Source organism: Exilibacterium tricleocarpae (genome assembly GCF_007004655.1).
GTDB classification, from domain to species: domain Bacteria; phylum Pseudomonadota; class Gammaproteobacteria; order Pseudomonadales; family Cellvibrionaceae; genus Exilibacterium; species Exilibacterium tricleocarpae.
The window spans coordinates 53,556-78,153 of record NZ_ML660112.1 but is presented as its reverse complement, the minus strand read 5'-3'; the positions used below and the strand labels follow the sequence as shown (position 1 = coordinate 78,153).

At 58.3% G+C, this 24,598-nt stretch carries 21 protein-coding genes and 1 tRNA gene; 2 read left to right on the top strand and 20 right to left on the bottom strand.

The window, feature by feature from the left end; genetic code table 11:
• The first annotated feature begins 330 nt into the window (after nt 1-330).
• Entirely contained in the window at nt 331-768 is a 438-nt protein-coding gene (locus FKG94_RS26135; RefSeq protein WP_246125411.1) for a GNAT family N-acetyltransferase, read from the top strand.
• A gap of 31 nt (nt 769-799) precedes the next feature.
• On the opposite strand, the gene acs is transcribed toward FKG94_RS26135, so the two are convergent.
• The 11 genes from acs to rnr form a co-directional block, all read right to left on the bottom strand.
• Nucleotides 800-2,737 carry an acetate--CoA ligase gene (acs, locus tag FKG94_RS26130; RefSeq protein ID WP_142929894.1) on the bottom strand — a complete coding sequence of 646 codons (1,938 nt, stop codon included), beginning with the start codon at nt 2,735-2,737 and terminating at the stop codon, nt 800-802.
• Between the two features lie 148 nt (nt 2,738-2,885).
• On the bottom strand, nt 2,886-3,638 hold the full coding sequence (locus FKG94_RS26125; RefSeq protein ID WP_142929893.1) for a substrate-binding periplasmic protein: 753 nt from the start codon (nt 3,636-3,638) through the stop codon (nt 2,886-2,888).
• Between the two features lie 376 nt (nt 3,639-4,014).
• A complete protein-coding gene (gene panD, locus FKG94_RS26120) occupies nt 4,015-4,395 on the bottom strand; it encodes an aspartate 1-decarboxylase (RefSeq protein ID WP_142929892.1) in 381 nt (126 codons plus the stop codon).
• Nucleotides 4,389-5,294 carry a pantoate--beta-alanine ligase gene (panC, locus tag FKG94_RS26115; protein ID WP_142929891.1) on the bottom strand — a complete coding sequence of 302 codons (906 nt, stop codon included), beginning with the start codon at nt 5,292-5,294 and terminating at the stop codon, nt 4,389-4,391. Before panC ends, panD begins: the two co-directional genes overlap by 7 nt.
• Before the next feature lie 418 nt (nt 5,295-5,712).
• Entirely contained in the window at nt 5,713-7,089 is a 1,377-nt protein-coding gene (gene dnaB, locus FKG94_RS26110) for a replicative DNA helicase (RefSeq protein ID WP_142929899.1), read from the bottom strand.
• 208 nt (nt 7,090-7,297) lie between these two features.
• Complete coding sequence (gene rplI, locus FKG94_RS26105) at nt 7,298-7,744, bottom strand: 50S ribosomal protein L9 (protein WP_142929890.1); 447 nt, start codon at nt 7,742-7,744, stop codon at nt 7,298-7,300.
• A 62-nt stretch (nt 7,745-7,806) separates the two neighbouring features.
• Complete coding sequence (locus tag FKG94_RS26100) at nt 7,807-8,658, bottom strand: hypothetical protein (RefSeq protein ID WP_142929889.1); 852 nt, start codon at nt 8,656-8,658, stop codon at nt 7,807-7,809.
• A gap of 46 nt (nt 8,659-8,704) precedes the next feature.
• A complete protein-coding gene (gene rpsR / locus FKG94_RS26095) occupies nt 8,705-8,932 on the bottom strand; it encodes a 30S ribosomal protein S18 (RefSeq protein WP_075186566.1) in 228 nt (75 codons plus the stop codon).
• A 3-nt stretch (nt 8,933-8,935) separates the two neighbouring features.
• Nucleotides 8,936-9,439, bottom strand: coding sequence for a 30S ribosomal protein S6 (rpsF, locus tag FKG94_RS26090; protein WP_142929888.1), 504 nt, complete (start codon nt 9,437-9,439; stop codon nt 8,936-8,938).
• A 428-nt stretch (nt 9,440-9,867) separates the two neighbouring features.
• On the bottom strand, nt 9,868-10,614 hold the full coding sequence (gene rlmB / locus FKG94_RS26085; RefSeq protein WP_142929887.1) for a 23S rRNA (guanosine(2251)-2'-O)-methyltransferase RlmB: 747 nt from the start codon (nt 10,612-10,614) through the stop codon (nt 9,868-9,870).
• Nucleotides 10,615-10,626: 12 nt separating this feature from the next.
• Nucleotides 10,627-13,317, bottom strand: coding sequence for a ribonuclease R (rnr, locus tag FKG94_RS26080; protein WP_142929898.1), 2,691 nt, complete (start codon nt 13,315-13,317; stop codon nt 10,627-10,629).
• A 277-nt stretch (nt 13,318-13,594) separates the two neighbouring features.
• Here rnr and FKG94_RS26075 point away from each other — a divergent pair.
• Nucleotides 13,595-13,681: transfer RNA gene (locus FKG94_RS26075), tRNA-Leu, on the top strand.
• A 494-nt stretch (nt 13,682-14,175) separates the two neighbouring features.
• On the opposite strand, the gene FKG94_RS26070 is transcribed toward FKG94_RS26075, so the two are convergent.
• The 9 genes from FKG94_RS26070 to FKG94_RS26025 form a co-directional block, all read right to left on the bottom strand.
• On the bottom strand, nt 14,176-14,970 hold the full coding sequence (locus FKG94_RS26070; RefSeq protein WP_142929886.1) for a metallophosphoesterase: 795 nt from the start codon (nt 14,968-14,970) through the stop codon (nt 14,176-14,178).
• A gap of 278 nt (nt 14,971-15,248) precedes the next feature.
• Nucleotides 15,249-16,670, bottom strand: coding sequence for a DUF6880 family protein (locus FKG94_RS26055; RefSeq protein WP_142929885.1), 1,422 nt, complete (start codon nt 16,668-16,670; stop codon nt 15,249-15,251).
• A gap of 69 nt (nt 16,671-16,739) precedes the next feature.
• The gene (locus FKG94_RS26050) at nt 16,740-17,963 is read right to left on the bottom strand and encodes a type II toxin-antitoxin system HipA family toxin (protein ID WP_142929884.1); all 1,224 of its coding nucleotides are present in this window, start codon (nt 17,961-17,963) and stop codon (nt 16,740-16,742) included.
• Between the two features lie 2 nt (nt 17,964-17,965).
• Entirely contained in the window at nt 17,966-18,304 is a 339-nt protein-coding gene (locus FKG94_RS26045) for a helix-turn-helix domain-containing protein (protein ID WP_142929883.1), read from the bottom strand.
• Between the two features lie 88 nt (nt 18,305-18,392).
• On the bottom strand, nt 18,393-18,539 hold the full coding sequence (locus FKG94_RS28845) for a hypothetical protein (protein WP_179957822.1): 147 nt from the start codon (nt 18,537-18,539) through the stop codon (nt 18,393-18,395).
• Nucleotides 18,540-18,873: 334 nt separating this feature from the next.
• Nucleotides 18,874-19,227, bottom strand: a complete 354-nt coding sequence (locus FKG94_RS26040) for a hypothetical protein (RefSeq protein ID WP_142929882.1) — start codon at nt 19,225-19,227, stop codon at nt 18,874-18,876.
• Between the two features lie 30 nt (nt 19,228-19,257).
• Nucleotides 19,258-20,247, bottom strand: coding sequence for a virulence RhuM family protein/type II toxin-antitoxin system death-on-curing family toxin (locus tag FKG94_RS26035; RefSeq protein ID WP_142929881.1), 990 nt, complete (start codon nt 20,245-20,247; stop codon nt 19,258-19,260).
• 587 nt (nt 20,248-20,834) lie between these two features.
• Nucleotides 20,835-22,559 (bottom strand): hydantoinase B/oxoprolinase family protein, encoded by a 1,725-nt coding sequence (locus FKG94_RS26030; protein WP_142929880.1) that lies wholly within the window; start codon nt 22,557-22,559, stop codon nt 20,835-20,837.
• Nucleotides 22,556-24,592, bottom strand: coding sequence for a hydantoinase/oxoprolinase family protein (locus tag FKG94_RS26025; protein WP_142929879.1), 2,037 nt, complete (start codon nt 24,590-24,592; stop codon nt 22,556-22,558). The genes FKG94_RS26030 and FKG94_RS26025 overlap by 4 nt, the downstream gene beginning before the upstream one ends.
• Nucleotides 24,593-24,598: the final 6 nt, after the last annotated feature.

The following is a 24,598-nucleotide window of genomic DNA, read 5'->3' as shown; positions in this document are numbered from 1 at the left end:
ACGAATCGCTCGCCCTGTCCAATCAACCAGCTCCAAATAGTCAGTAAGACTAAACGAAATGCCAGGATATTCATTGTCTGTAATGCGATCGGAAAAGTGCAGTAGTGGTTTTAAGGGTAGATCAAAGTGGAGTTCTGGGGACAGTTCACCAATCTAAGAATCTAGCTCGGAGTTTTTTGAAAGCCCAGCCTTGAGCAAAAGGGGGCGCAGGCGAGCACCGGAACCCAGGCCATAGGCCTGGCCGGCAGACGCCACTATCATCTACCATAAAGCATAAGGGTCGGTTATTCTGCAAAATCCAAAGCAAACAAGTCAGCGGAGAACCCACCCGTGCACACAGCCCCACCCAGACATGCCGTCACCGATACCGATATCGAAGGCTGTTTCGCCGTAATGGCGGAACTGCGACCCCACCTGCAGGCCGGCGATTTTGTCAGCACTGTTCGCCATATGGAAACCGAGGGCTATCGCCTGGCCTTTATCGAGCGGGGCCGGCGCGTGGTGGCGGTGGCGGGCTACCGTATCACCACCAACCTGTTTATGGGCAAAAACCTGTATGTGGACGACCTGGTCACCGCTGCCGACGCCAGGTCGGAGGGCCATGGCGAAGCGCTGGTCTCCTGGCTGCGGGAACTGGCGATCGCGGAGCGTTGTGAGGTCTATCACCTGGACTCGGGAACCCAGCGACACCGGGCTCACAAGTTTTATTTTCGCGAGGGTTTCAACATCGCCAGCTACCACTTCAGCCAGCCGCTGCAACCCGGCTGAACCGCGCGGTACCAGCCCCGCATCGGCAGCTTCAGCGATTCGCCCGACTGTCGATTAACTGGTCGACCACGGAGGGGTCGGCCAGGGTCGAGGTATCGCCGAGATTTTCCAGCTCATTGGCCGCCACCTTACGCAAAATCCGCCGCATGATCTTGCCGGAGCGGGTCTTCGGCAGGCCCGGAGCCCACTGGATAATATCCGGCTTGGCGATAGGGCCGATCTCCCGCACACACATGCCGACCAGCTCTTGCTTTAACTCGTCGCTCGGCGTCTCGCCGCTCATCAGGGTGACATAGCAGTAGATGCCCTGCCCCTTGATATCGTGGGGATAACCCACCACCGCCGCCTCGGCGACCTTCTCGTGCAACACCAGGGCGCTCTCCACTTCGGCGGTGCCCATGCGGTGGCCTGAGACGTTAAGCACATCGTCGACCCGGCCGGTAATCCAGTAGTAGCCATCCTCGTCGCGGCGGGCGCCGTCACCGGTGAAATAGTAGCCCGGGAAAGCGCTGAAATAGGTATCGACAAGGCGCTGGTGATCGCCGTAAACCGTGCGAATCTGGCTGGGCCAGGAAGCTTTGATGGCCAGGTTGCCGGAGCCGGGCCCCTCGATCTCGGCGCCGTCGGCGTCCAGCAATACCGGCTCTACCCCGAAAAACGGCAGGGTGGCCGAGCCCGGCTTGAGCGCGGTGGCGCCGGGCAGCGGGGTCAGCATATGGCCGCCGGTTTCCGTCTGCCACCAGGTATCCACAATCGGGCAGCGGCTGTCACCCACTACCCGGTAATACCACTCCCAGGCCTCGGGGTTGATCGGCTCACCGACGGTTCCCAACAGCTTCAGCGATTGCCGCGAGGTACCCGTTACCGGCTCATCCCCGGCACCCATTAGAGCGCGGATGGCGGTGGGGGCGGTGTAGAAAATCTGCACGCCGTGCTTGTCCACCACATCCCAGCAACGCGAGGCAGTGGGATAAGTGGGTACGCCTTCGAACATCAGGGTGATAGCGCCGTTGGCCAGGGGGCCGTAGACGATATAGGAGTGGCCGGTCACCCAGCCCACATCGGCGGTGCACCAATAGATATCGCCGTCGTGGTAGTCGAACACATACTTGTGTGTCATCGCCGTCTGGAGCAGATAACCGCCAGTGGTGTGCAGCACACCTTTGGGTTTGCCGGTGGAACCTGAGGTGTAAAGGATAAACAGCGGGTCCTCAGCATCCATGGATTCCGGCGCGCAGTCGGCTGCGGCTGCGGCTACCGCTTCGCCGTACCAGACATCGCGCCCTTCCTGCCACTCCACAGCGCCGCCGGTGCGCTTCACCACCACACAGGTATGCAGGTCGGGACAGGCCGCCAGGGCGCGGTCGGCATTGTGTTTCAGGGGGATGGTTTTGCCGCCGCGCACGCCCTCATCGGCGGTAATCAACACCTGGCAGTCGCAGTCGAGAATACGGTCCTTGAGCGCTTCCGGTGAGAAGCCGCCAAACACCACCGAGTGAACCGCACCGATGCGGGCACAGGCCAGCATCGCGTAGGCTGCCTCGGGAATCATCGGCATATAGATACAGACACGATCGCCTTTTTTCACGCCGCGCTCGCGCAGCACATTGGCCAGGCGGCAGACGGCGTCGTGCAATTCCCGATATGTGATCGAGCGGTCGTCGGTGGGCTCATCACCCTCCCAGATAATGGCTACCTGATCGCCCCGCCTGGCCAGGTGGCGATCGATACAGTTGTAGGCAACATTGAGTTTACCCCCGGCAAACCAACGCGCCGAGCCCTTGTGGAAATCGAACTCCCGCACCTTGTCCCAGCGGGTATCCCAAGTCAGGAACGCGTCGGCCTGTTCGGCCCAGAAAGCCTCCGGCTCGGCGATCGAGCGCTGATAGAGCGCCTCGTAAGCGGCAGCATCGATATGGGCCTGCTCGGCAAAGCCCTCGGGTACGGGATAGGTGGGGGACGCAGACATAGGGGAGGACTCCGTTTGCTTTATTTTATCGGCTGAGCTGGTGCTTGGCAGGACGCCAGGACCCATGATAACGGGTTGAGGTAGAAATAGAACCACCCGCCGGGTCTTTTGGATTTAGACATTGGTCGCAGTCGGTAGCGGCCGCGGATCAGCGGCCGCCGGCCTGCTCTGCCATATGATGTTCGATGATCCGGTTGATCTCGCCACTGTCGCTCAGTGTCCTGACCTGCCGGCTGATATGGGGCAGGAGTTCCCGGTGGCGGCGGTGCAGGTAGTGGTACAACGGCGTCGAATAGAGCGCCGGCTCCAGGCGTCGCAGGCGGGTCTCGCTCTGGCGGCGGCCGTAGTAGCGCCCTTCGAACCCGGTCATGATAATCAGGTCCACGCGCCCGCCCGCCAGTAGTTTGATCGACTGTCGCGGGTCTTTCGCGACGATTCTGTTGAAGCCTTCGGTGCGGCTGATACCGAAGAGTTTCTGCTGGTCGATACCAATGCGGTAAGGCCGGATGCTGGCCCACCCATCCACATCGAGCTTCAGGCCGGCGTCGCGGCTCCAGACAAAGGACTCCACTTCGTAAAACGTCGACTCCACGCGCAGCAGATTATCAAACCCCGCCATCACCTCCTCGACCTGCAACAGCACACCGTCCAGTTCGCGCCCGTCGTTGGCGGTTTTGAAGCTGCGCCGGTGGGGCATATTGACAACGCTGATGGTATAGCCGAGTTCAGCGTACATGTTTTCGAATAGATTACGCGCTACCGGCAGCAGCGGATGGGTGGCGCTGATACCGAAACGTAGCACCTTCTCCGTCGCCCAGGCGGGCAGGCTAAGCACCGGGAGAATCAGCAGGTACGGCAGCAGCCGCTTTGCGCCAAGACGGTTGAGAGCAGCCATAGTCATGGGTTATTGACAACTTGCGTTGAAGAGTAACAGTAATCAACCGCGGCCAACAGCGCTGGTTGCGTGGCTCCGACAAGTGCGGACCTTGTAACTGTCCGATTAAGAATACTGCGGGGAGGTCTGCCTCTGGCCCGGACCTTCAGAAACTCTCGACAGCAGGGATGCTGTCGTGACCACCAAAAGTAGGCGCCTTAAGCGAAAGTAGGCCCTTTAGGCGAGCCCCCATGGACGGGTTCACGGTGTGTTTCTGGAGGCCCGGGCAGAGGCAGGCCGGTCAATTGGCACCCTGCGCTTAAGTACCACCAAAAGCAGGCGCCTGAAACAAGTGCCATTAATACCGTTCCAGCCGATGCAATATCGGAACACCGGCAGCCGGTTAAGCCGCCTGGATCGGAATGGTATTGGCGGTGCGCTCTACCGAATTGTCCGCGTTGAGATAGACCAGGCGGGGTTTATAGACATCCGCCTCGGCGGCCTCGAACTGCCCGTAGGCGGCGATAATGACCCGGTCCCCCACCTGCACTTTGCGCGCCGCGGCACCATTCATGGAGATGGTGCCGGAACCGGCCTCGGCCAGAATCACATAGGTGGTAAAGCGCTCGCCGTTATTGACGTCGTAGATATCGATTTGCTCGAATTCCCGCAGCCCGGCCAGTTTGACCAAATCCGCATCGATGGCGCAGGAACCGTCGTACCAGAGTTCCGCCTGGGTCACGCTGGCCATATGCAGTTTGCCCTTCAGGAGTGTGGTTAACATGGCATATCCTCACGATTGGGTTGGCCGCCGGGGGCACTGGAAACGTCTATCGAAACGTTTATCGAAACATTGTCGATCAGGCGTGCGCCGCTGGTGTACATGGCGCCGAGCACAGTGATATCGCTGTCGTCGTCGGCCGCCGGTTCGAGCGTTTTGCTGTTGCAGACGTTGATGTAATCGGGGCGAAAACCCGCCGCCTCTATCTGTTGCCTGGCCTCTGCCTCCAGGGTCGCAAAACCGCGGTTGCCGGCGCGCACTTCAGTGGCAATCCAGTTGAGACTGCGGTTGAGCTGTGCCGCCCGGGGTCGCTCCTGTTCTGTAATAAAGCTGTTGCGGGAGCTCATGGCAAGCCCGTCGGACTCACGGAAAATCTCGCCGGCGACAATTTTCACCGGTATGCACAGGTCTTCCACCATGCGCCGGATCAGCGCCAGCTGCTGGAAGTCCTTGATGCCGAAGACCGCCTCGTCGGGCTGCACGATATTGAACAGCTTGCTGACCACCGTGGTCACCCCTTCGAAGTGACCCGGCCGGCTGGCGCCGCAGAGCACATCGGTCATGGTGGGCACCACCACCCGGGTCTGCTCGGCCATGCCGTTGGGATAGATTTCGCTCTCTTCGGGGTAGAACAGGTAGTCGCAGTTCACCGCGCGCAGCTTGGCGGTATCGGCGTCGTAGGTGCGGGGGTATTTGTCCCAGTCCTCATTGAGACCGAACTGCAGTCGATTGACGAAAATACTGACCACCACCAGGTCGCAGCTGGCCTGGGCGATTTTTACCAATTCGATATGCGCCTGGTGCAGGTTGCCCATGGTGGGCACGAAGCCAATACGCTTGCCCGCCAACCGCTCGGCACCGAGGGCATCGCGGATAGACTGGCTGTGGTGGAAAATCTGCATGGCGACTCGCTCTCAGGCGCTCCCGATTGAGCGCAGGTGGCGGCGATAATACACAGCGCCAGGAATGATGTACACGATGGGTTTTCCTTAGACATATAAGCCTAACCTAATAGCTTACACAAAGACATTAGGGTTTATTAGGGTTTCGAGGCTGATTTTCCGGTGGCACGGTGAGACTAAAACTGATCCTCTGGTGGCACAGTGCGACTTAAGACCGATCCTCTGGTGGCACAGTGCGACTTAAGACCGATCCTCCGGTGGCACAGTGCGGGGACGTAACTTTAGTTGCGTCCCCCTCGAGAGGGGCCACTCCCGGTTAATGAGGCACCGCTATCCGCTTACTGCGATCTCCTGCGTTTTTATCGAGTATCTGCGAATTCCAGCGATACCCTCAAAAACACACCACAGCCCAGCGACCTCAATACCCCTCCTGCTGGAAATACTCCGGCGCGAGGTTTTCGAAACGGGTGTATTTACCGACAAAAGCCGCCCGGCAGGTACCCACCTCGCCGTTGCGCTGCTTGCCGATAATCAGCTCTGCCACCCCTTTGTCGGGGCTGTCCTCGTTGTAGTACTCGTCGCGGTAGATAAACACAATCACATCGGCGTCCTGCTCAATGGCGCCCGACTCGCGCAGGTCGGAGTTCATCGGGCGCTTGTTGGGACGCTGTTCGACCCCGCGGTTAAGCTGCGACAGGGCGACTACCGGGCAGTCGTACTCCTTGGCAATGGCTTTCAGGGAGCGGGAGATCTCGGAAATCTCCTGGGTGCGCCCCTCGCTGGACCCCGCCACCTGCATCAACTGCAGGTAGTCCACCATAATCAGCCCGGGATCGCCGTGCTCGCGCGCCACCCGGCGCACCCGGGCCCGCACCTCCTGGGGCGTAAGTCCCGGGGTATCGTCGATAAACAGCGGCTTGTCTTTCATTTTTCCCACCGCCGCCGAGAGCTTGGGCCAGTCCTCCTCGGTCAAGGCGCCATTGCGGATTTTGCCCTGGTCGATACGCCCCACCGAGGAGAGCATACGCATAATCAGCGAGCCGGCCGGCATTTCCATGCTGAACACCAGCGCCGGTTTCGGCTGGCTCATAATAGCCGCCTCGACGAAGTTCAGCGCCAGCGCGGTTTTGCCCATGGAGGGACGCGCCGCCAGGATGATCAGCTCCCCGTCCTGCCAGCCGGACGTGCGGCCATCGAGCTCCTCGAGGCCGGTGGTGAGGCCGGTGATATCGCTGTCGGAGCGAAACAGCTCGTCGATCTTCTCGACAGTGGCCTTGAGCAGGCCGTTGACCTCTTGAAAGCCGCCTTCCTTAGGTCGGTCCTCGGCAATTTCCGCGACGCGTTTTTCCGCCAATTGCAGCAGATCGTCGGAGTCCAGTCCCGCCGGATTGAAACTGGAGCGACTGATTTCACTGGCGGCGGCGATCAACTGGCGCAGCGTGGAGCGCTCGCGCACAATCTTGGCGTAGGCGACGACGTTGGCGGCGCTGGGGGTATTGGTGGCCAGTTCAATCAGGTAGGCGTGGCCGCCGACCCGCTCCAACTCGCCGTGGCGGTCCAGCTCTTCCGACAGCGGAATCACATCCAGGGGCTGGCCGGCCTCGGACAGTTTCAGCATCATGCGGTAAATCTGTCCGTGCACGCCGCTGTAGAAATCGTCGGCATCGACGGTCTCGGCCACCGCATCGAAGCGCTGGCTGTCGAGCATCAGGCCCCCCAACACGGCCTGCTCCGCCTCAATAGAATGAGGCAGGCTGATTTCCTCGGGGGTCTCGCCGGGCGGGGGCTCGCCCATATCGGGCGCGGAATCGAAATAGTCGTGGGCGTCAGACATGGCCTGGGGGTTGGGTCCCGTTCAGTGAATCGCTAAGCTAAAACTGAGCTAAAACTAGGCTTAAGTCCCGATGCCAATACCCAACCGGGCACCGCGGCATCAGCCCGGGCAATATCCCGGGTCTGCCAATGGTGCCCGATTTATGGGTCGCTGTCAGTTGCCGGCCGTCTTATTCAGCGACAATTGCCAGCTTGATGGGCTGCACGACATCGGTGTGTAACTGGATGTCGACGTCATACTCACCCAGTTCACGCAATGTACCTTCCGGCAGGCGCACCTCGGACTTGCTGATTTCGACACCGGCGGCGGTCACCGCTTCGGCGATATCGCGAGTGCCGATGGAACCGAACAGCTTGCCCTCGTCACCGGCATTGGCGGTGATAGTGATGGACACCTCTGCGAGGCGCGCGGCGCGACCCTCGGCACCGGTCAGCTTCTTGGCGGCGGCGGCTTCCAATTCGGAGCGGCGCGCTTCGAACTCCGCCAGATTGGCGGCAGTGGCCGGAATCGCCTTGCCTTGGGGAATAAGATAATTGCGGCCAAAGCCTGCTTTTACGGCAACCTTGTCACCGATGGTGCCCAGCTTGCCCACTTTATCGAGCAGAATCACGTCCATCTCGTTTATCCTCTGTAATTTGCATTTCGCATTCTGTGCGCGGGGCGCCCGCCCGGGCTCCGCTATTCGGAACCCTTCGGCTTCAGCCGCGCGCGAAAATTCATCCACGTATCGGAAAACGCCAGTAACAATAGCAGCGTTAACGACAACGGATTGAGCATCACCACCAGCGGGTAAAACACCACCAGCACCGGCCAGCCCAACTGCCGGACCCGCACACTGAAGTGCACCAGGGCCACCCCGGCCAGCCACAAGGGCACGGCAAACACACCCAGCCAGGTCAGGTAATCGCCACCCTGCACCAGGCAATACATGGTTGCCGCCAGCGACACCAGCGCCTGTGCCGGATCGAGTCGCAGTTGGTGGAATTCCGCCTGGAAACCACCCGGGTTGTAAAGCAGTGCCTGCCACCAGCGCGCCAGCAACAATGCCAGCACCCCGGCCACCGCCGTCATACTGCCGAGCCAGCCTGTGACAAACACGTTACTGAGCGCCAGCTCTTCCTGCCCGGCCATCAGCGAGGCCAGAATCTCCCTGAACAGCGCCAGCATCTGCTGTGCCATATCCGGCATCAGCCAGGCGGCCGACAATACCGTCAGGCAGCTCAGCGCCACCACCGCAGTGAGGCAGTGACCCCAGGACAGGCTCTGGCGCAACACCAGAGCGGCGCCGTAAACGGTCAGCAAACCGCCCAGGGAAACATAGGGCATCAGCGGCCCCACATTTCCCACAAAAAAACCGCTCAGCGGCGGCAGCAGGGCCCACAGCAAAATCAGCGCCCCGTCCCCGGCACCCCGGCGCAGGGTGATCAGTGCCACCGCGGCAGGGCTGATCAACGGCAGCCAGCTGCCGAGCAGTACGACCACAGCCGCCTGCACACGCCCGGCCATGATAAATTCGGCTAGCGCGCGCACTGGTATTGACTCCCGTTACTGGTTACCGGCAATCCGCTCGAAAACCTTATTCGTGGCTGTCGGTGTAAGGCAGCAACGCCAGGAAACGGGCCCGCTTGACGGCGGTGGCCAACTGGCGCTGATACTTTGCCTTGGTACCGGTGATACGGCTCGGTACGATTTTGCCGGTTTCAGAGACATAGGCCTTGAGGGTGTCGAGATCTTTATAGTCGATCTGCTTGACCCCTTCGGCGGTGAAACGGCAGAACTTACGACGACGGAAAAAACGTGCCATGGATTACTCTCCTGATTTTTCTGCGCCGGGTTCGGCTTGATCATCGCCGGCGGCGACGGCTTCGGCAACGGGCGCCGCAGGTGCGGCCGCTGTATCGCCTTCGGGGCTGGCGGCAGTCTCGGTCGCGGTTTCGCGCTCGGTGCGCTCCTCGCGACGATCGCTGCGGGCCTTGCGCTCGCGGCTCTCTTTTTCCGCCTTCATGATCGGGGATTCTTCGGTGACCGGCTCGCCGCTGCGAATCACGATATTGCGCAGCACCGCGTCGTTGTAACGGAAGTTAGTGGTCAACTCTTCCAGGGCTTCTTCACCGCACTCGACATTCATCAGGATGTAGTGGGCTTTGTGAATCTTGTTGATGGAGTAAGCCAGTTGCCGGCGCCCCCAGTCCTCGAGGCGGTGAACCTGGCCACCGCCGTTTTTGATGGCGGCGCTGTAGCGCTCCACCATACCGGGTACCTGCTCGCTCTGGTCCGGGTGCACCAGAAACACGATTTCGTAATGACGCATTGTAGCTCCTTACGGGTTAAGCCTCCCGCTACTGCCGCCACTCGCTGGGGCGGGCAATCCGGTGAGGCAAGGAGGACCGGGGACAGGCCCGGCCGGGTTTTACCAATAAACAGTTTGCCGATTGATAAACGGCTTGCCGATAAACGAACGGTTTACCAACAAGTTTATCGGGCGGCGTATTCTAGGGGGTTGCGTACGGGGATGCAAGTGCCGGCTTTCCCCGAGGGGTTGGGTAACAGGGCGCAAGTGCCGGCCTTTCCCCGGGGGGTTGTGTGCCAGGGTACAAGTACCGACCTTTCCCCGGGGGGTTGTGTGCCAGGGTACAAGTACCGACCTTTCCCCGGGGGGTTGTGTGCCAGGGTACAAGTACCGACCTTTCCCCGGGGGTTGTGTGCCAGGGTGCAAGTGCCGGCCTTAGGGGTTTACCCTCAGGGCGCCGCACGCTGGCGCACCGCCTCAAACAGGCAGATGCCGGTGGCGACGGACACATTGAGGCTGCTGACGGTACCGGCCATGGGGATATTGACCAGGCCGTCGCAGAGTTCGCGGGTCAGGCGCCGCAGCCCCTTGCCCTCGGCACCCAGCACCAGTGCCAGGGGGCCTTTGAGGTCAGTTTCGAAGATACTGCGCGACGCCTCGCCGGCGGCGCCCATCACCCACAGGCTGCGGGCCTGCAGCGCCTTGAGCGTGCGGGACAGGTTGGTGACCGGGATCAGCGGCAGCACCTCGGCGGCACCGCAGGCCACCTTGCGGACCGTGGCATTGATACCGGCGGAATTGTCCTTCGGCACCACCACGGCGTCGACCCCGGCGGCCTCGGCCGAGCGCAGGCAGGCGCCCAGGTTATGGGGGTCGGTAACGCCGTCGAGCACCAGCAGGAACGGCGGGCGGGCGGGCTCCTCAAGCAGGGCCAGCAGGTAGCGCTCATCAAACAGTTGCCCGACTTCCGCCCGCAGCGCCACGCCCTGGTGATTGCCGTCGGCAGCGGCGGCGTCCAATTCGCGTCGCGATACCACCTTTTGGGGAATGCCGTGTGATTCGGCCAACTGCAGTATTTTGGCTAGGCGCTGGTCGCGGCGGCCGCGCAGCACCCACAGCTCCCGGGCTCGCTGCGGGGCGCTCTTCAGCAGCGCCTGCACCGCGTGCAGGCCGTAGAGAGTTTCGAGATTTGCCACGGTTACCGGTTCTTACCCGCGGTCGGTGCGGGATTTGCGGGAGCGCCGGCCGGCGGGGGGTGATTTGGCACCTTTGGTCTTGGCGCCGGTCCCGCCCTGGCTACCCGCCTTACTTTGGCCTTGCTTGGCTTTGCTTGACTTACCTGTGCTCGACTTGCTTCTGCCCGGCTCGGCTACACCTTGTTCAATTTTTCCCGAGGCGCCTTTGCCGCGTCCGCTGTTATCACGTTCGCCTGCGCTGCGCCCGCGCTTGTCTGCTTCGCTTTTGCTCGATTTACCTTTGCTCGCGTCGCGTCTACCCGACCGACCTTTGTCCGACTCATGTCTACCCGGCTCGCCCTTGCCTCGTTTTTTCGCTTTAGGTTGGCGCCGGTCAGCATATTCATCCGCCAACTCCCGCGCCTTGGCGGAAACCTTTGTGCGCTTGCGCGGTTTTTGCTCCACCAGTTCGAGGTCCACCTTGCGCTCGTCCAGGTCCACCCGCACCACCTGCACCACCAGTTCATCGCCGAGGCGAAACACCTTGCGGGTGCGATCGCCGACTAGCCTGTGCTGGGCGGCCTCGAAGTGATAATAGTCGTGGGGCAGATTGGTAATATGCACCAGGCCATCCACATAGAGGTCCCTGAGTTCGACAAACAGGCCGAAACCGGTGACGGCGCTGATCACGCCGTCGAATACATCGCCGACATGGTCCTGCAGGTATTCACATTTCAGCCAGCTCACCACATCGCGGGTGGCATCGTCGGCGCGCCTCTCGGTCAGGGAACTCTGCTCGCCGAACGCCAGCACATCCTCAGGGCCGTAGGGGAAAATGACTTTTTTCGACAGCACGCCGGCACCGCGCACGCGCTCCACCTGATCGGTGGACTTGCGGGAGCGGATGATATGGCGGATCGCCCGGTGGGTCAGCAGGTCGGGATAGCGCCGGATCGGCGAAGTGAAGTGAGTGTAGGCGGTGTAGCCGAGACCGAAGTGACCTTTGTTCTCGGGCTGGTAGACCGCCTGGCTGAGACTGCGCAACATCACCGTCTGGATCAGGTGGGCGTCGGCGCGGTCGCTGATGGATTGCAACAGCGTCTGGTAGTCGCCCGGCGCGGGCTTGCTGCCACCGCCCAGTTTCAGGCCCAGTTCGCCGAGAAACTCGCGCAAATTGTTCAGCTTTTCTTCGCCCGGGCCTTCATGCACCCGGTATAAACCAAGCAGGTCGTGTTTTTCCAGAAAGCGCGCCGCGCACACATTGGCGCAGAGCATACACTCCTCGATCAGCTTGTGGGCGTCGTTGCGTTGCACAGGTACGATGCGCTCGATCTTGCGCGTCTTGTCGAACACGATGCGGGTTTCGGTGGTTTCAAAATCGATCGCGCCGCGCTGTTCGCGGGCCTGGCGCAGCACCTGGTAGAGGTTATGCAGTTCGTCCAGGTGCGGCAGCAGGTGGTGAAACTGTTTGCGCACGCCGCTGCGGCTGTTGTCGCGCTCGGCAATCACCTGTCCCACCTGGGTGTAGGTGAGACGGGCGTGGGAGTGCATCACCCCTTCGTAGAATTTATAGCCGCTGATGCGCCCGCTTTTGCTGATAGTCATTTCGCAGACCATGCACAGCCGGTCCACGTCGGGGTTGAGTGAGCAGAGCCCGTTGGACAGGGCCTCCGGCAACATCGGGATTACGTGGTCGGGAAAATAGACGGAGTTGCCGCGCACCTGCGCCTCGCGATCCAGCGCACTGTTCACCTGCACGTAGTGGGACACATCGGCAATCGCCACCAGCAGGCGCCAGCCGCCGGTTTTGCGGCGCTCGCAGTAGACCGCGTCGTCGAAGTCGCGGGCGTCTTCGCCGTCGATGGTGACCAGCGGCAGTTGGCGCAGGTCGATCCGCTTCTTTTTGTCGCCGGCCACCACTTCCGCCGGCAGGCGGGCGGCTTCGGCCTGCACATCGGCCGGCCACAGGTGGGGAATCCCGTGGGAGCGGATCGCCACATCGATTTCCATGCCCGGCGCCATATGGTCGCCCAGCACTTCCAGCACCCGGCCCACCGGCCAGCTATCGCGCTGTGGCTGCTGGGTGATCTCGACCACCACGAACTGCCCGCTGGCGGCGTCGCGGTGCTGTTTGGGGGGGATCAGGATATCGTGTCCGAGGCGGGCGTTGTCGGGTCGCACAAACTGGATATCGTGGTCGGTGACAAGGCGTCCCACCACCTGGTGGGTGTGGTGGGCCAGCACCTCGACAATGGCGCCTTCGAGCTTGCCGCGCTGGTCCTCGTGGGTGAGTCGCACCACCGCCTCGTCGCCGTCGAAGACCTTGCGCATCTGCCGGTGGGAGAGAAAGATGTCCTCGCCGCCGTCGGCGGGGATCAAAAAGCCGAAGCCGTCTTTATGGCCCTGGATGCGGCCGCGGATCAGGTCCCGCTGGTCCACCGGCATATAGCCCTGGCGGCGGTTGCTGATCAGCTGCCCGTCGCGCGACATGGCGATCAGGCGCCGGCGCAGGGCCTCAATGGGTTCCGGGTCTTGCAGGTCCAGTACCTCGCAGAGTGCCTCGTGGGTGAGGGGGCCGGGAGCGGCGTCCAGCACCTCGAGAATAAATTCGCGGCTGGGGATGGGGTTGTCGTATTTTGCTGCCTCGCGTTTGGCGTGGGGGTCTTTGCGGTTGCTTTTTTTGCCCCGTTTGGCGGCTTTTACGACTTTTTTGATCGCGTCCATGGCCCTTTTAGCGGGGCTGGCGGCTTTTGCCGGCGGCTTCGCGGCCTTTTTGGGGGGGCTCGCGGTGGTCCGTTTTCTCTTCAAATCTGTGTCCTGTGTGGGATGGAGCCGCCTGTGACTGGGCCCGGATAGGGGCGGACAGACGGCCTTCGGCGGCGACTATACCGGAATTATGACAGGGTGGGGTAGATTTAACCTAATCAAGGGAATTGACAAGGGTGGGACGGGACACTAGTATTCGCGTCCTTGGCGGGCTCTGACCCGCGCTATTCCCCCTGCCCAGGTGGTGAAATTGGTAGACACGCTAGCTTCAGGTGCTAGTGGCCGCAAGGCCGTGGAGGTTCAAGTCCTCTCCTGGGCACCATTTTGATAGACGTCAAAAGGCTATGAAAAACCGCTTAAGACAATGATTTTTTAAGCGGTTTTTCTGGGTCTGCAATTTGATTTCGTAGCCCCTCATCGTTTCTTCTACCTCTTCAGTCAAAAATCCCTTATCACACATTAGACGGTTCGCAGTCGAGCACGGTGTTGCTCCAAGTAGGTTTCGTGCTGCTCCGCATGCCAGCGCAATTGCAAGTTAAACCACTTCAGTCGCTTGCCCTTATTGTTAGTCCCCGTAATCAGATGCCCATCCACGATCCTCTCGGCAGCATCGACTACTACAGCAACCAAATAGCTTCCTGCGTAACCTATCGCCGCCGCATCGCAGTTAAACCGGCGCTCCCGGCTCTGTCGACTTGTCTCAAGTCCTAGGACACGGGACAAGCGCTCCAGAACAGCCGAGCAAAAGCAAGATGTTTATTGGAAATTGAGGGTGATACGCCTGATTGAGAGGTAATTGAGGTCAGGTTTTCTGTTCTATGAGGGAAGAACCATAGCCTGCAAAGAATCAAATGCCGGTATACCACCCCGCTCACCTGGATAACCCAGTTGGTTGCTGATCACTCGTGTTTGGCCAATGGTAAGCTCATCCGACCAGTGGTTGTGCCCATAAAGCCAAGCCACGGGCTGGTACTTTTCAATCAAGTCATCGCACTGCGCATTGAAATACGCCGTTAAAAGATTTTCAGGGATTTTTTTATGGCGCAGCAGTCGGCTTGGTGGAAAGTGAGTAGCTACGATTGTTTTGTCAGGCTCCCCCACAGCCAACTGGCCCTCCAGCCAGGTACGGCTTTCGTGGAATCTCAGCATAGCGTCATTGACAGTAAAACGTTTCGTCCCTGCATGATTACGGATAACAGAAAAATCGCTGATCGAAGATTGAGCCTCCTGGGCTGCTAAGGTTTGTTTGTCCCTTCCCAGGCAGTTAAACCCAGACCATAACGTACACCCCAAAAAGCGGTAGCCATCAATTTCGACAGACTCATTCTCCAGGAAGTGGATTTTTTCATCATCTGTAAAAGCTTGTCTAAATGCCTGAGTTTCAACATCAATACTGCGGCGGTAAAACTCATGATTGCCAGCTATCCATACGATCCGGGTGTCATCTAAAACTGACGATATACGCCTTACCGTTTCGATCGCCCCTTTCCCTACACCAATATCACCGGCAAGCACCAGCACATCACATTCAGCAGGCATCGCCTGTAGCAATGGGGAATCATCTTCGTAAAATTCAAAATGTAAGTCAGATGCCACTGCCACTTTGAACATGGCTTACCCCTATAATGATGCTATCCGCTCAGATTGTTCCTGGGAAGCAAGCTCTTCCATAAAGTCGTCACTTGCACGTTCCTCAGCAAGAAAAAACTATCCCAACCCGGCACTTTACGCACAGTCATCTCCACACCTTTAATCTGGCTACAGATTGATTCGGCCATATTGGTGTTGATGGGTCGCTGCGCTAGTGCCTGCCAGCCCTCGTACAAGGCTCTGCGATAGCGAAGCGCTTCTTTGTTTTGAGAAGATGGAAGTTAACCTCGGCCGATTGACTATTGGATCGGTTTATTGGGGTAATTAGCCTCCGCCCAAAAGGAGCGCTTGCGCCAGTGTTTTTGTTGTATTTGATGAACAAAATCCTGGGCACGATCCAACCCCTGGTAGTCATTGATAGAACTGTCTAACGCCAGCAACTTATGAAAATAGCGCGCCCCGTGGTGGTAAGCCTGACTTTTCCCACGATCCAATAGATCAACCAGCAATAGGCGATAGCAGATAACGATGGCCAGTTTGCAGCCTGCTGTTTCGAATTGTTCAAGCCAATTCAGTAAGGTGGTGTACCAGGTCCCGGCTAATTCAGCGTAATGGTCAACCAAGTATTGCTCGGCTTCTTCAAAAGCTTCAATAATCAATAGCATGCCGATGGCACCCTGACCATCAGGCAAGGTGCCTGTTACTGTACGTACCTGTTTAGCCAATGTGCGCTTCTCTTTGGCGCTGGCAAATTCCCAATAGGCCATCAGGGTGTATTCGCTGGGGCTGTCCTGATACGCCTGCAACAGATTTTGCTTAAGCTGCTCAATATTACCCTGAAGCTCTAATAGACGGTTATGCAGACTCGTGTGCCGCTTTTGATCATCTTGCCATTGGGATTGCTGTAGCCAGTATTCAGCCCGCTCCCATTCATCGATTTCCAGGGCGAATTCAACCATCTGCTCCAATTGCAAGGTGTTCGGCTTAGGGCTGGTGATTAGCGTACCTTTCTCATACAGTGCCATGTCGTCCAACGCTTCAGCTACGCCATGTAGCCCTATGCAGGCATGGGCAGCCTTGTGCTTATAGCCTGCAATGCGCTTGTCGCCCATGGCCTTTTTGGCGTCGGTTTCAAAGCGCCAAGCCAGCTTTTTCAGCTCCTGTTCAGAAAGTAAAAAACGACTGTGACGGATAATGTTGTCGAAACAGCCATAGTCATTATGATCAAAGAAACAGAGCACCTCACTCACCCATTCTCTGGCGTCAGGTTGAATTTGGCGCAGGTCGGCAGCAATTTTCAGCCATAAGTCCACACCGTCCCGCAATGCACCGCTGACTTCACCATCGGAGTCATCAACGTAGTTCAGCAAGTTGTCCTGACTGTTGAGTAACTGTTCAAGCCTTTCAAGGGCCTGAACGTGGTCGTGCTCTGCAAGGGCCTCTATATCCAGCAGCAGGCTTTGCAATCGACATGAAAAGTCATAAGCACCGTGGTAGCCAATAAAGTCATCTGCATTTGTCAGTTGGGCAATTTGTCGTTGCAGGACCCGCGCAAGTGGATCGGCAGAGGTTTCGTTATCGCCCCGCGACTCACGACCAGCCAGACTTTCAACATGAGTTTCAATTAAGTCGTCAATATCCCCATAGCGGCCATAGATATCGGCGATGACAGCGATAAGCGCCGACTTGGAAAGGCTGTTGAGTTGTTGTTTCAATGTCATGATTTTTTACTGACTGTGAAAATGGTGTGATTAACCGATAGAAATAACATAAAAGGTATACCCCCTCGGTTATACATCACTTTGTATCGTTGTAGCATAAACACCAATATCCGCCGCACTCATACCCAGTTGTCGCGCGGTATTCTGCCACCCCTGCAAGGCATCAGTCACGTCAGTAATGATTGCTTCAGCCTGGCTCTCCTTTAGCGCAAAGTAAGGTGCCGCTCTACGGGCGATATCAAGATCTGCATCTGGGCCTTCTTCTGAAATCCAGGTGGTCAGTTCACGCGCCTTTTCCATCAACGGCACGGGGTTCAGGTCATAGGCCGGTGACAGCCGCCACCTATCGTCCTTGTCATACAGGAATCCATGGTTACGCAGGTGATCATCGAGATTGCCAATCAATACACCAAAGACGATCCGCCGCCAGAGTTCGTGCAAATCTGCGGTTGGCTCGCTTGAGTACATGCGTATACAGTCGGCAATATCGGTATAGGTCGCCTCATCGCCGTCATTTAGCCCCAACAGGCTCATGGCTGACAAAAATGGGATGCGTTGGCCATCCTGGCGGTCAAAGCGTGTGATCAACGCCACCGGCCGACCGGCTACGTCCTGCAACCTCGCCTTCGAGACATTTATTCCTACTTTGGCGGCAAGGGTCATTGCCAGCACCTCGCCATGGGGGATGCTGCGCTCATCATCCGGTTTGGGAAATTTGGCGATAGCCAATGTGCCGTCATTATCCATAACAGCCGATTTCGGCCGGGCACCACCCAGCGGCGAACCTTCATTCAAAAGCAACTTTAAATCTTCCGCCGTTTCCGCATTGCTCTGAACAGCATCGGCTGCATTTATCAGGGCCGGCAGTTGTATCAGTGGCGGGATGCGATAATGCCCAATGTCATGGTCGAAACTATCTTCGCCTTCACGCCTGTAGCGCAGTGCGCCTATTCGGGTTTGATCGGTAATTGCTAACAGATAGTCAATTTCTGAGAGAACACGCTCTTCACCGGCTTTGCGAAAGGCCCGTTTAATCAGTTGCTGCCCCCAACGATCAGGGGCGGTATCTCGCAACGCCCCTGGGAGGGCCGATTTGTCTGATGTGGTGTAAATCTGCCCAGGGGCCAAGGGCAGGTTTGCCGGATCAAGGGCAAAAGCACCTGGATGATCGAGCCATTCGTCCGCGTATTCAAAAACAGAACTCTGCCCATAACGTTTGGCAACATAACGACACAGGCCAACCAAGTGCGTCTCACCGGCATGGTCAATGTAGATTTCGATAGTATCCGTCATGATTACCCCCGCTTGCGGGTACTTTTACGGCGCGGCTGCACTTTTTTGGGCAGCCGATCTTCGTCAATATCCAACCCCAAGGTGTCGGCACTACGATCAGCCACGTTTCCGAGACCTTCGATCAGCCCTAGAATAAAAAGCACCGTCGCATAAATACCCATTGAAACCGAGGGATCACCCTTTTCGACCTTGTAGAGCGTGCCCCGACTGACAAAGGCGCGCTCGGCCATCGAGACAGTTGATATTCGGCGCTTTTTGCGTGCAATAGCAATGTCCTCACCCAGCTTGACTAAGGCCTGCCGCGCTGCTCTAGGCAATGTACTGGTAGCTTGCGTTTTCATAAAAATTGTCTTATATATTGATCAATAAGCTATTATTTGTTCAAAATATAAGACATTATGGCTTATAAAATCGGTAATATCCAGACCTTTAAATGGTTGGCTGGAATCGTTGCACCTGCTCGGGTTCGCGCCCAAACGCGGGCCCGTAGCCACCGCCACCACCGCCGCCACCGGTAAAGCTTTTCATCACGGTACCCTTGGCCACCGTCTTGGCATTGACCTTGGTATAGGACACAGGCGGCTGGGCGGGGACGGCGACATTGACAATCAGCCTGCGCGCACTGTCGCCGCCGAACAATTCTCAAGCGGTGGTTTTGGCGCGCTCAAACCAGAGGCTGAGGGCGGCGATGCGGAGTTCATACGGCTCTTCGCATTCGGCCAAATGACTGTATGCCCCTATGCGCAAACGTACGAACAGGAATCGGACTACCTGTCCGCCCTGGCTAAGTCACTACACCGCCAAGCCTTGCACGGGAAGCACTGACCAACAAGCTTGAATAGGAAACCTCTGTTGCTTATTGAGATTACCACCAGCCGATTAACTGCTAACGCACCGGCTGATTACCTACTTAAGTGCTAAGTGGCTCGTCATCCTCACCAATTTTGCTTAGATCATCCAACGCTGAGGGCGATATGATAACCTTGCGTTCTTTCCGCAACTTAACCACCGCGGGATCAAAACTGTCGCGAATATCCTGATGATTTTCGGCTAACCAAGCATTCGCTCGATCAATTTCTCCTGCCAGCAATTTTTCCACCTCCGCATAGTCAGCCATCAGCAGTTTGCAGTCAGCCAGAAAGTGCTCCTGTTCTCGCACTGTCCAGGCATAGTAGTGCATATCTGCTGCTATTAGTGCTTTGCGTGCAGCAGATAAAATTTCTGCTCTATCAATATGCGCAAGTTTGTAGGTGTCTGTATCCATCGGTGAAAAACTCAAGCCCCTCCAAGCAGGTCATATCTCGACATCAACTTCAGATGCCAGCATATGCATAATCAACCGAATCAACGTATCCTTTTGTTTCGGGTCTGACTCAGCAACCAGCAATGTCAAGGCCGCCAGCCCCGTATCATTGATGGCTGTCTCGCCCTGCTTGTTGAATAGCCGTCCATTTCGATTCAGAAAATCCACAAACAGAAACGCACCACTGCGCTTGTTGCCATCGGAAAACGGGTGGTTTTTCACCACGAAATACAGCAGATGAGCAGCCTTGCTTTCAATAGAGGGGTATGCCGGTTTACCAAAAACCGTTTGGTCGAGATTACCGAATATACTGGCCAAACCTTCATCGCGTGGATTGGCGAATAATGCCGTCGCCTCACCGCGCTCAATCAGTGACTGCTTAAGTTTTAACAAAGACTGCATAGCATCATCAGGCGAAGGCAAGCTGCCACCCGCCTGGCCGGAAGGTTCATCCAACAAACCCTCATCATAGCGCTGTAACCAGAGAAAGGTTTGCGTATAGCGGCTGACAATTTCAACCAGACCGGAGCCCGCCTCAGCAGTCATTTCAGACGATTTCGCTGCTTTGCGAATCAGCCCAAGCGCTTGCTGCAATTCAGCCGCATTCTTGTCAAAGCGCTGTTGATTTAAGGTATAGCCCTGCACCAGGTATTCCTTCAGGCGCTGAGTGGCCCAACGCCGAAACTGAACACCTTGAGCAGATTTGATACGATATCCAACAGAAATAATAACTTCCAAGTCATAGAAAGCCACGGGTTTGTCAGAATGTGCAATATGCATTTTTTGCATATTGCTTTTTTCAGCAACCTCCCCGTCACTGACGGCATTACGAATATGCCGGGATAGAACCGATTGATCTCTACCAAACAATTCAACCATCTGCGCTTGAGAGAGCCATACAGTATCCTGCTCAAACCGCACATCGATCTGCGTTTGCCCATCTTCCGTCACATAAATTTGAATAGGGTTAGTGCTATCCATCCATATTCTCTAAATCCATAAAGGTAAGCAGCTAATAGGCCACTATACACGGCCACCCCGGGGTTGCCCATAGTAAACGTCAGATGGAAGATATCAGCCTGTATCAGTGATAATATTACCGTTCCCCGAGCAACCACAGAAAGTGGGTATCTCGAATATCTAGCTTGATCGGATAAAAAAGTGATTTAGAACATAGCAGACAATGCAGGCCACAATGGCGGACCTATCTTGCAACACAGAAAGCGACACGAAGGGGTTTTAAATAGAAACTTTAACAAAAAAACAATCAGTTAACGAATAGAGTCAAGCTCTCTCCCGCTCCGGAAAAACATTATCTCACACCTACCCGCAAGGTCACTCCATCACCTAACGTCAACTCCATCTACCAACGGCGCCCCCATTTAAAAACAGGTAGCGGAGACACCACTGCGGCGAGCAGCTCGGTAAGGTCGACAAGCTCAGCCGCAGCGATCTAGTTGGCGAACTGCTCCTACCGCTTACAAAAGCTGCCGCCGGCAATTTGATACTGCTTGCAGAAAGCCGATTTTATAAGTCTACCGGCGGCGAGCCACCCAGAGGGCAAACCGTCAGCCGGCGCGCTCACTACGCAGGGCCTGCGTGGCAGCCATATCAATATCCAAGGTCTCGGTCAGAACCACCCCATAAGCCTCCCGGGCAGCATCGAGGCTCACATAACCGTCCAACACATCTTCACGCACCCTCTCGGGTTCGCGCTCAAACGCGGGACCATAGCCACCCCCACCACCGGTAAAGCTTTTAATCACAGTGCCTTTGGCTACCGCCTTGGCATTGACCTTGGTATAGGACTCGGGCGGCTGTCCGGGGATGGCAACATCGACATTCGGCCCGAGCGCGCTATCGCCACCGAACAGCCCCCAGGCGGTGGTTTTGGCGCGCTCAAACCAGAGGCTGAGGGAGGAATCTGTCAACAGTTCATACTCGCGGTAGGTGCCGTTGCCGCCCCGGAATCTGCCCGGCCCACCGGAGTCGCAACGCACGCCGTAGTCGCGAATCATCACCGGGTATTTGGATTCAAAGATTTCAATCGGCAGGTCCTTGAAACCGCCGTTGACATTGTTGATCAGTGAATTGGCACCATCGCCCTCGGCAAACGCGCCCCAGCCGCCGGTGGTGGGCTCGAGCATCAGGTAAAATTCATCGTCGTGACGCGGGTCTTTGCCCGAGAGGCTGATCACCATGGAATCACCGTAATGGGCGGCAGCGGCACGCTCGGGAATCACATCGGCCAGCGCTTTTACCACCAGGTCGATCAACAGGCCGAGCGAAGAGAAATACCAGGAGCAGGCGGCGGGCGCCACCGCGTTGAAGATGCTTCCCTCCGGGGCGCTGACCTGCAGCGGCCGGAACGAGCCGCCGTTCGGCGGCAACTCCGGGCAGATCAGCAGTTTATAAGCGACGCGGGTGGCGGCGATGGTCTGGGTGATGCCGCAGTTGACCGGGCCGGTCTGCTCGCTGGAGCCGGCCAGATCGACATCGATGCTGTCGCCTTCGACACGCAGCTCGAGCTTGACGGCAACCGCCTCGTCATCCAGACCGTTGTTGTCGAGACAACCCTCGGCGCGGTAGACACCGTCGGGCAGCGCGGCAATAGTCTCGCGCTCGCGGGCTTCGGTCTGGCGGAAAATTTCATCCCGCGCCGCCTCGATAGTCTCTTTGCCAAAACGGTCAAACAGTGCGCGCAGGCGTTTCTCACCGGTGCGGCCGGCGGCGATCTGGGCATTCATATCGCCGATCAGGGCATCGCCAAAGCGGCTGTTCAGGCGCAGCAGCTCGATCACATCGGTGCGGGCAACACCGCCCTCATACAACCGCGTCGGCCCCCAGCGCATGCCCTCCTGGTAGATTTCGTGGGAGTCCACCGGATTGCCGGGGTCCTTGGCGCCCACATCGAGCCAGTGGGCGCGCGAGGCGGCAAAACCAACCCGCTCGCCGCGCCAGAAAATCGGCATGATAATGGTGGAATCATTGAGGTGAGTGCCGGTCATGTAAGAGTCATTCATATAGAACACATCGCCCTCTTTGAAGTAATCCCAACCCCATTTGTCGGCGATGATTTTTACGCAGATTTCAAGATTGCCGAGAAACAAGGGCAAGCCCAGCGATTGCCCGAGCACATCGCCGTGTTTGTCGATCAGCGCCACCGAACAGTCCTTGCCTTCATAGATGACCGGCGTAAAAGCGGAGCGGATCAGGGCCGCATTCATATCCATGGCGATGGAAATAAAAGCGTTGCGAATAATTTCTGTGGTAATCGGATCGGTGCTGCTCATGATGACTCTCCCTCGGCGTGATGGCGGCTGAGAAGCAGGTTGCCGCCCGCATCGAGCGCAAGCTGCCAACCGGGCGGCACTACCGTGGTCGCACTCTGCTCCTCGACGATGGCGGGGCCCGGGTAGCACGAGTCGGCCGCCAGGCGCGCCCGCGCATAGACCGGTGTCTCATACCGGCGCCCGGCAAATACCGCCGGGCGCTGTGCAATCAGCGCCGGCTCCGCCTCGGTCGGCGCCGGCGCGGCGCTGTCGCGGTATTTCTTCAGCGCGCCGAAACTGGCCAGGCGCAAGTTGACGAACTCCACCGGCGCGGCGTCGTTGCAGTGCCCGTAGCGGCGCTCGTGGGCGCGGTGGAAATCGGCACTGATCGCGGCGATATCGGCGCCCGGTGCAATAGCGACATTGATGGTATATTCCTGGCCTTTGTAGCGCATATCGGCCGAGCGCTGGTGAGAGATATCGCCGGCGGCCACCCCCTCCTCTGCCAGTGACGCACTGCCCTCGCCCGCCAGCCGGGCAAAGATTGCCTCGATCTCGGCGCCTTCCACATTCTCGGCGGGCTGGTAAAAGTTCTGGGTAAAATCCTGGCGCAGATCGGTCTTCAACATGCCCCAGGCGGAAAAGGTACCGGGGAACCGCGGAATCATCACCGCATCGATATCCAACTCCTCGGCCAGAAACACCGCCGCCATGGGTCCGGCGCCGCCGAAGGCCACCAGGGTAAACTCCCGCGGGTCCACACCCTGGCTGACGGTGATAGTACGCATGGCGTCGGCCATGGCGGCATTGGAAATCGCCAGGATGCCCTCGGCAAACGCCGTGGCCTCGATACCGGCGGCGGCGGCCAGGTCCTGCACGGCGCGCTGGCAAGCCTCCAGGTCCATTTTCATCTCGCCGCCCAGCAGCGAAGCCGTGCCGAGACGGCCGAGAAACAGGTTGGCGTCGGTGACCGTGGGCTGGCGGCCGCCGCGGCCGTAGCAGGCCGGCCCCGGTTGCGAACCGGCACTGTGGGGCCCCACCCGCACGGCGTCGCCGTCGAGCCAGGCGATGGAGCCGCCACCGGTGCCGATGGTCTGAATATCCACCACCGACATCAACAGCGGCAGCCCCTCCAGTTCCGTTTCCAGTGTGGTATTGGCTTTGCCGTCGATGACCAAACTCAAATCGAAGGAGGTGCCTCCCATGTCGACACAGAGCAGATTACCGCGACCGCTGGCGGCGGCCAGCGCGGTGCCGGCAATGGTGCCGCCAACAGGACCTGACAACAGGGTAAAAACCGGGTGGCGACTGGCGCTGGCGGCGGTGGTCACGCCGCCACTGGACTGCATGATATGCACGGTGGCGCCAACCTGCTCGGCCGCCAGTTCGGTTTGCAGACTGTGCAAATAGCGCTGCATAACCGGCGCGACATAGGCGTTCATGACCGTGGAGGAGGCGCGCTCATACTCCCGCCACTCCCGGGCCACGGTGTGCGACAGCGATACGGATACCTCAGGCAGCGCCGCGCGCAATATCTCCGCCGCCTGCAGTTCGTGCTCGGGGTAGGCGTAGGCGTGCAGAAAACAAACGGCAATGGCATTGATGCCCTCGGCGCGGGCCTTGTCGATAATCGGCTCGAAGTCGGCGGCACACAGCGCTTCGAGTTCGCGGCCATCCCAGGCGATGCGGCCGCGGACTTCGTGCACGTCGCGGCGCGGCACCAGTTGCTCGGGTTTTTGGTAGCCGATTTCGTAAAGCGTCTGGCGGTTACCGCGGGCAATGGTGTAGCTGTCGCGCGCGCCGGCGCTGCAGATCAACATGACCCGCTCGCCCTTGCGTTCGAGAAAGGCATTCAAGCCCACGGTGGTGCCGTGCACAAAAAACTCCACGGCGGATAAATCCGGCACCGATGCGCGAATGCCGTCGATCACACCCCTGGCCGGATTGTCGGGCGTGGTGGCGACCTTGCCAATATAAACCGGCCCGTCGGACGGTTCGATAACGATATCGGTAAATGTGCCGCCGATATCGGCCGATACTCGGTAAGTAGTCATAGTGCT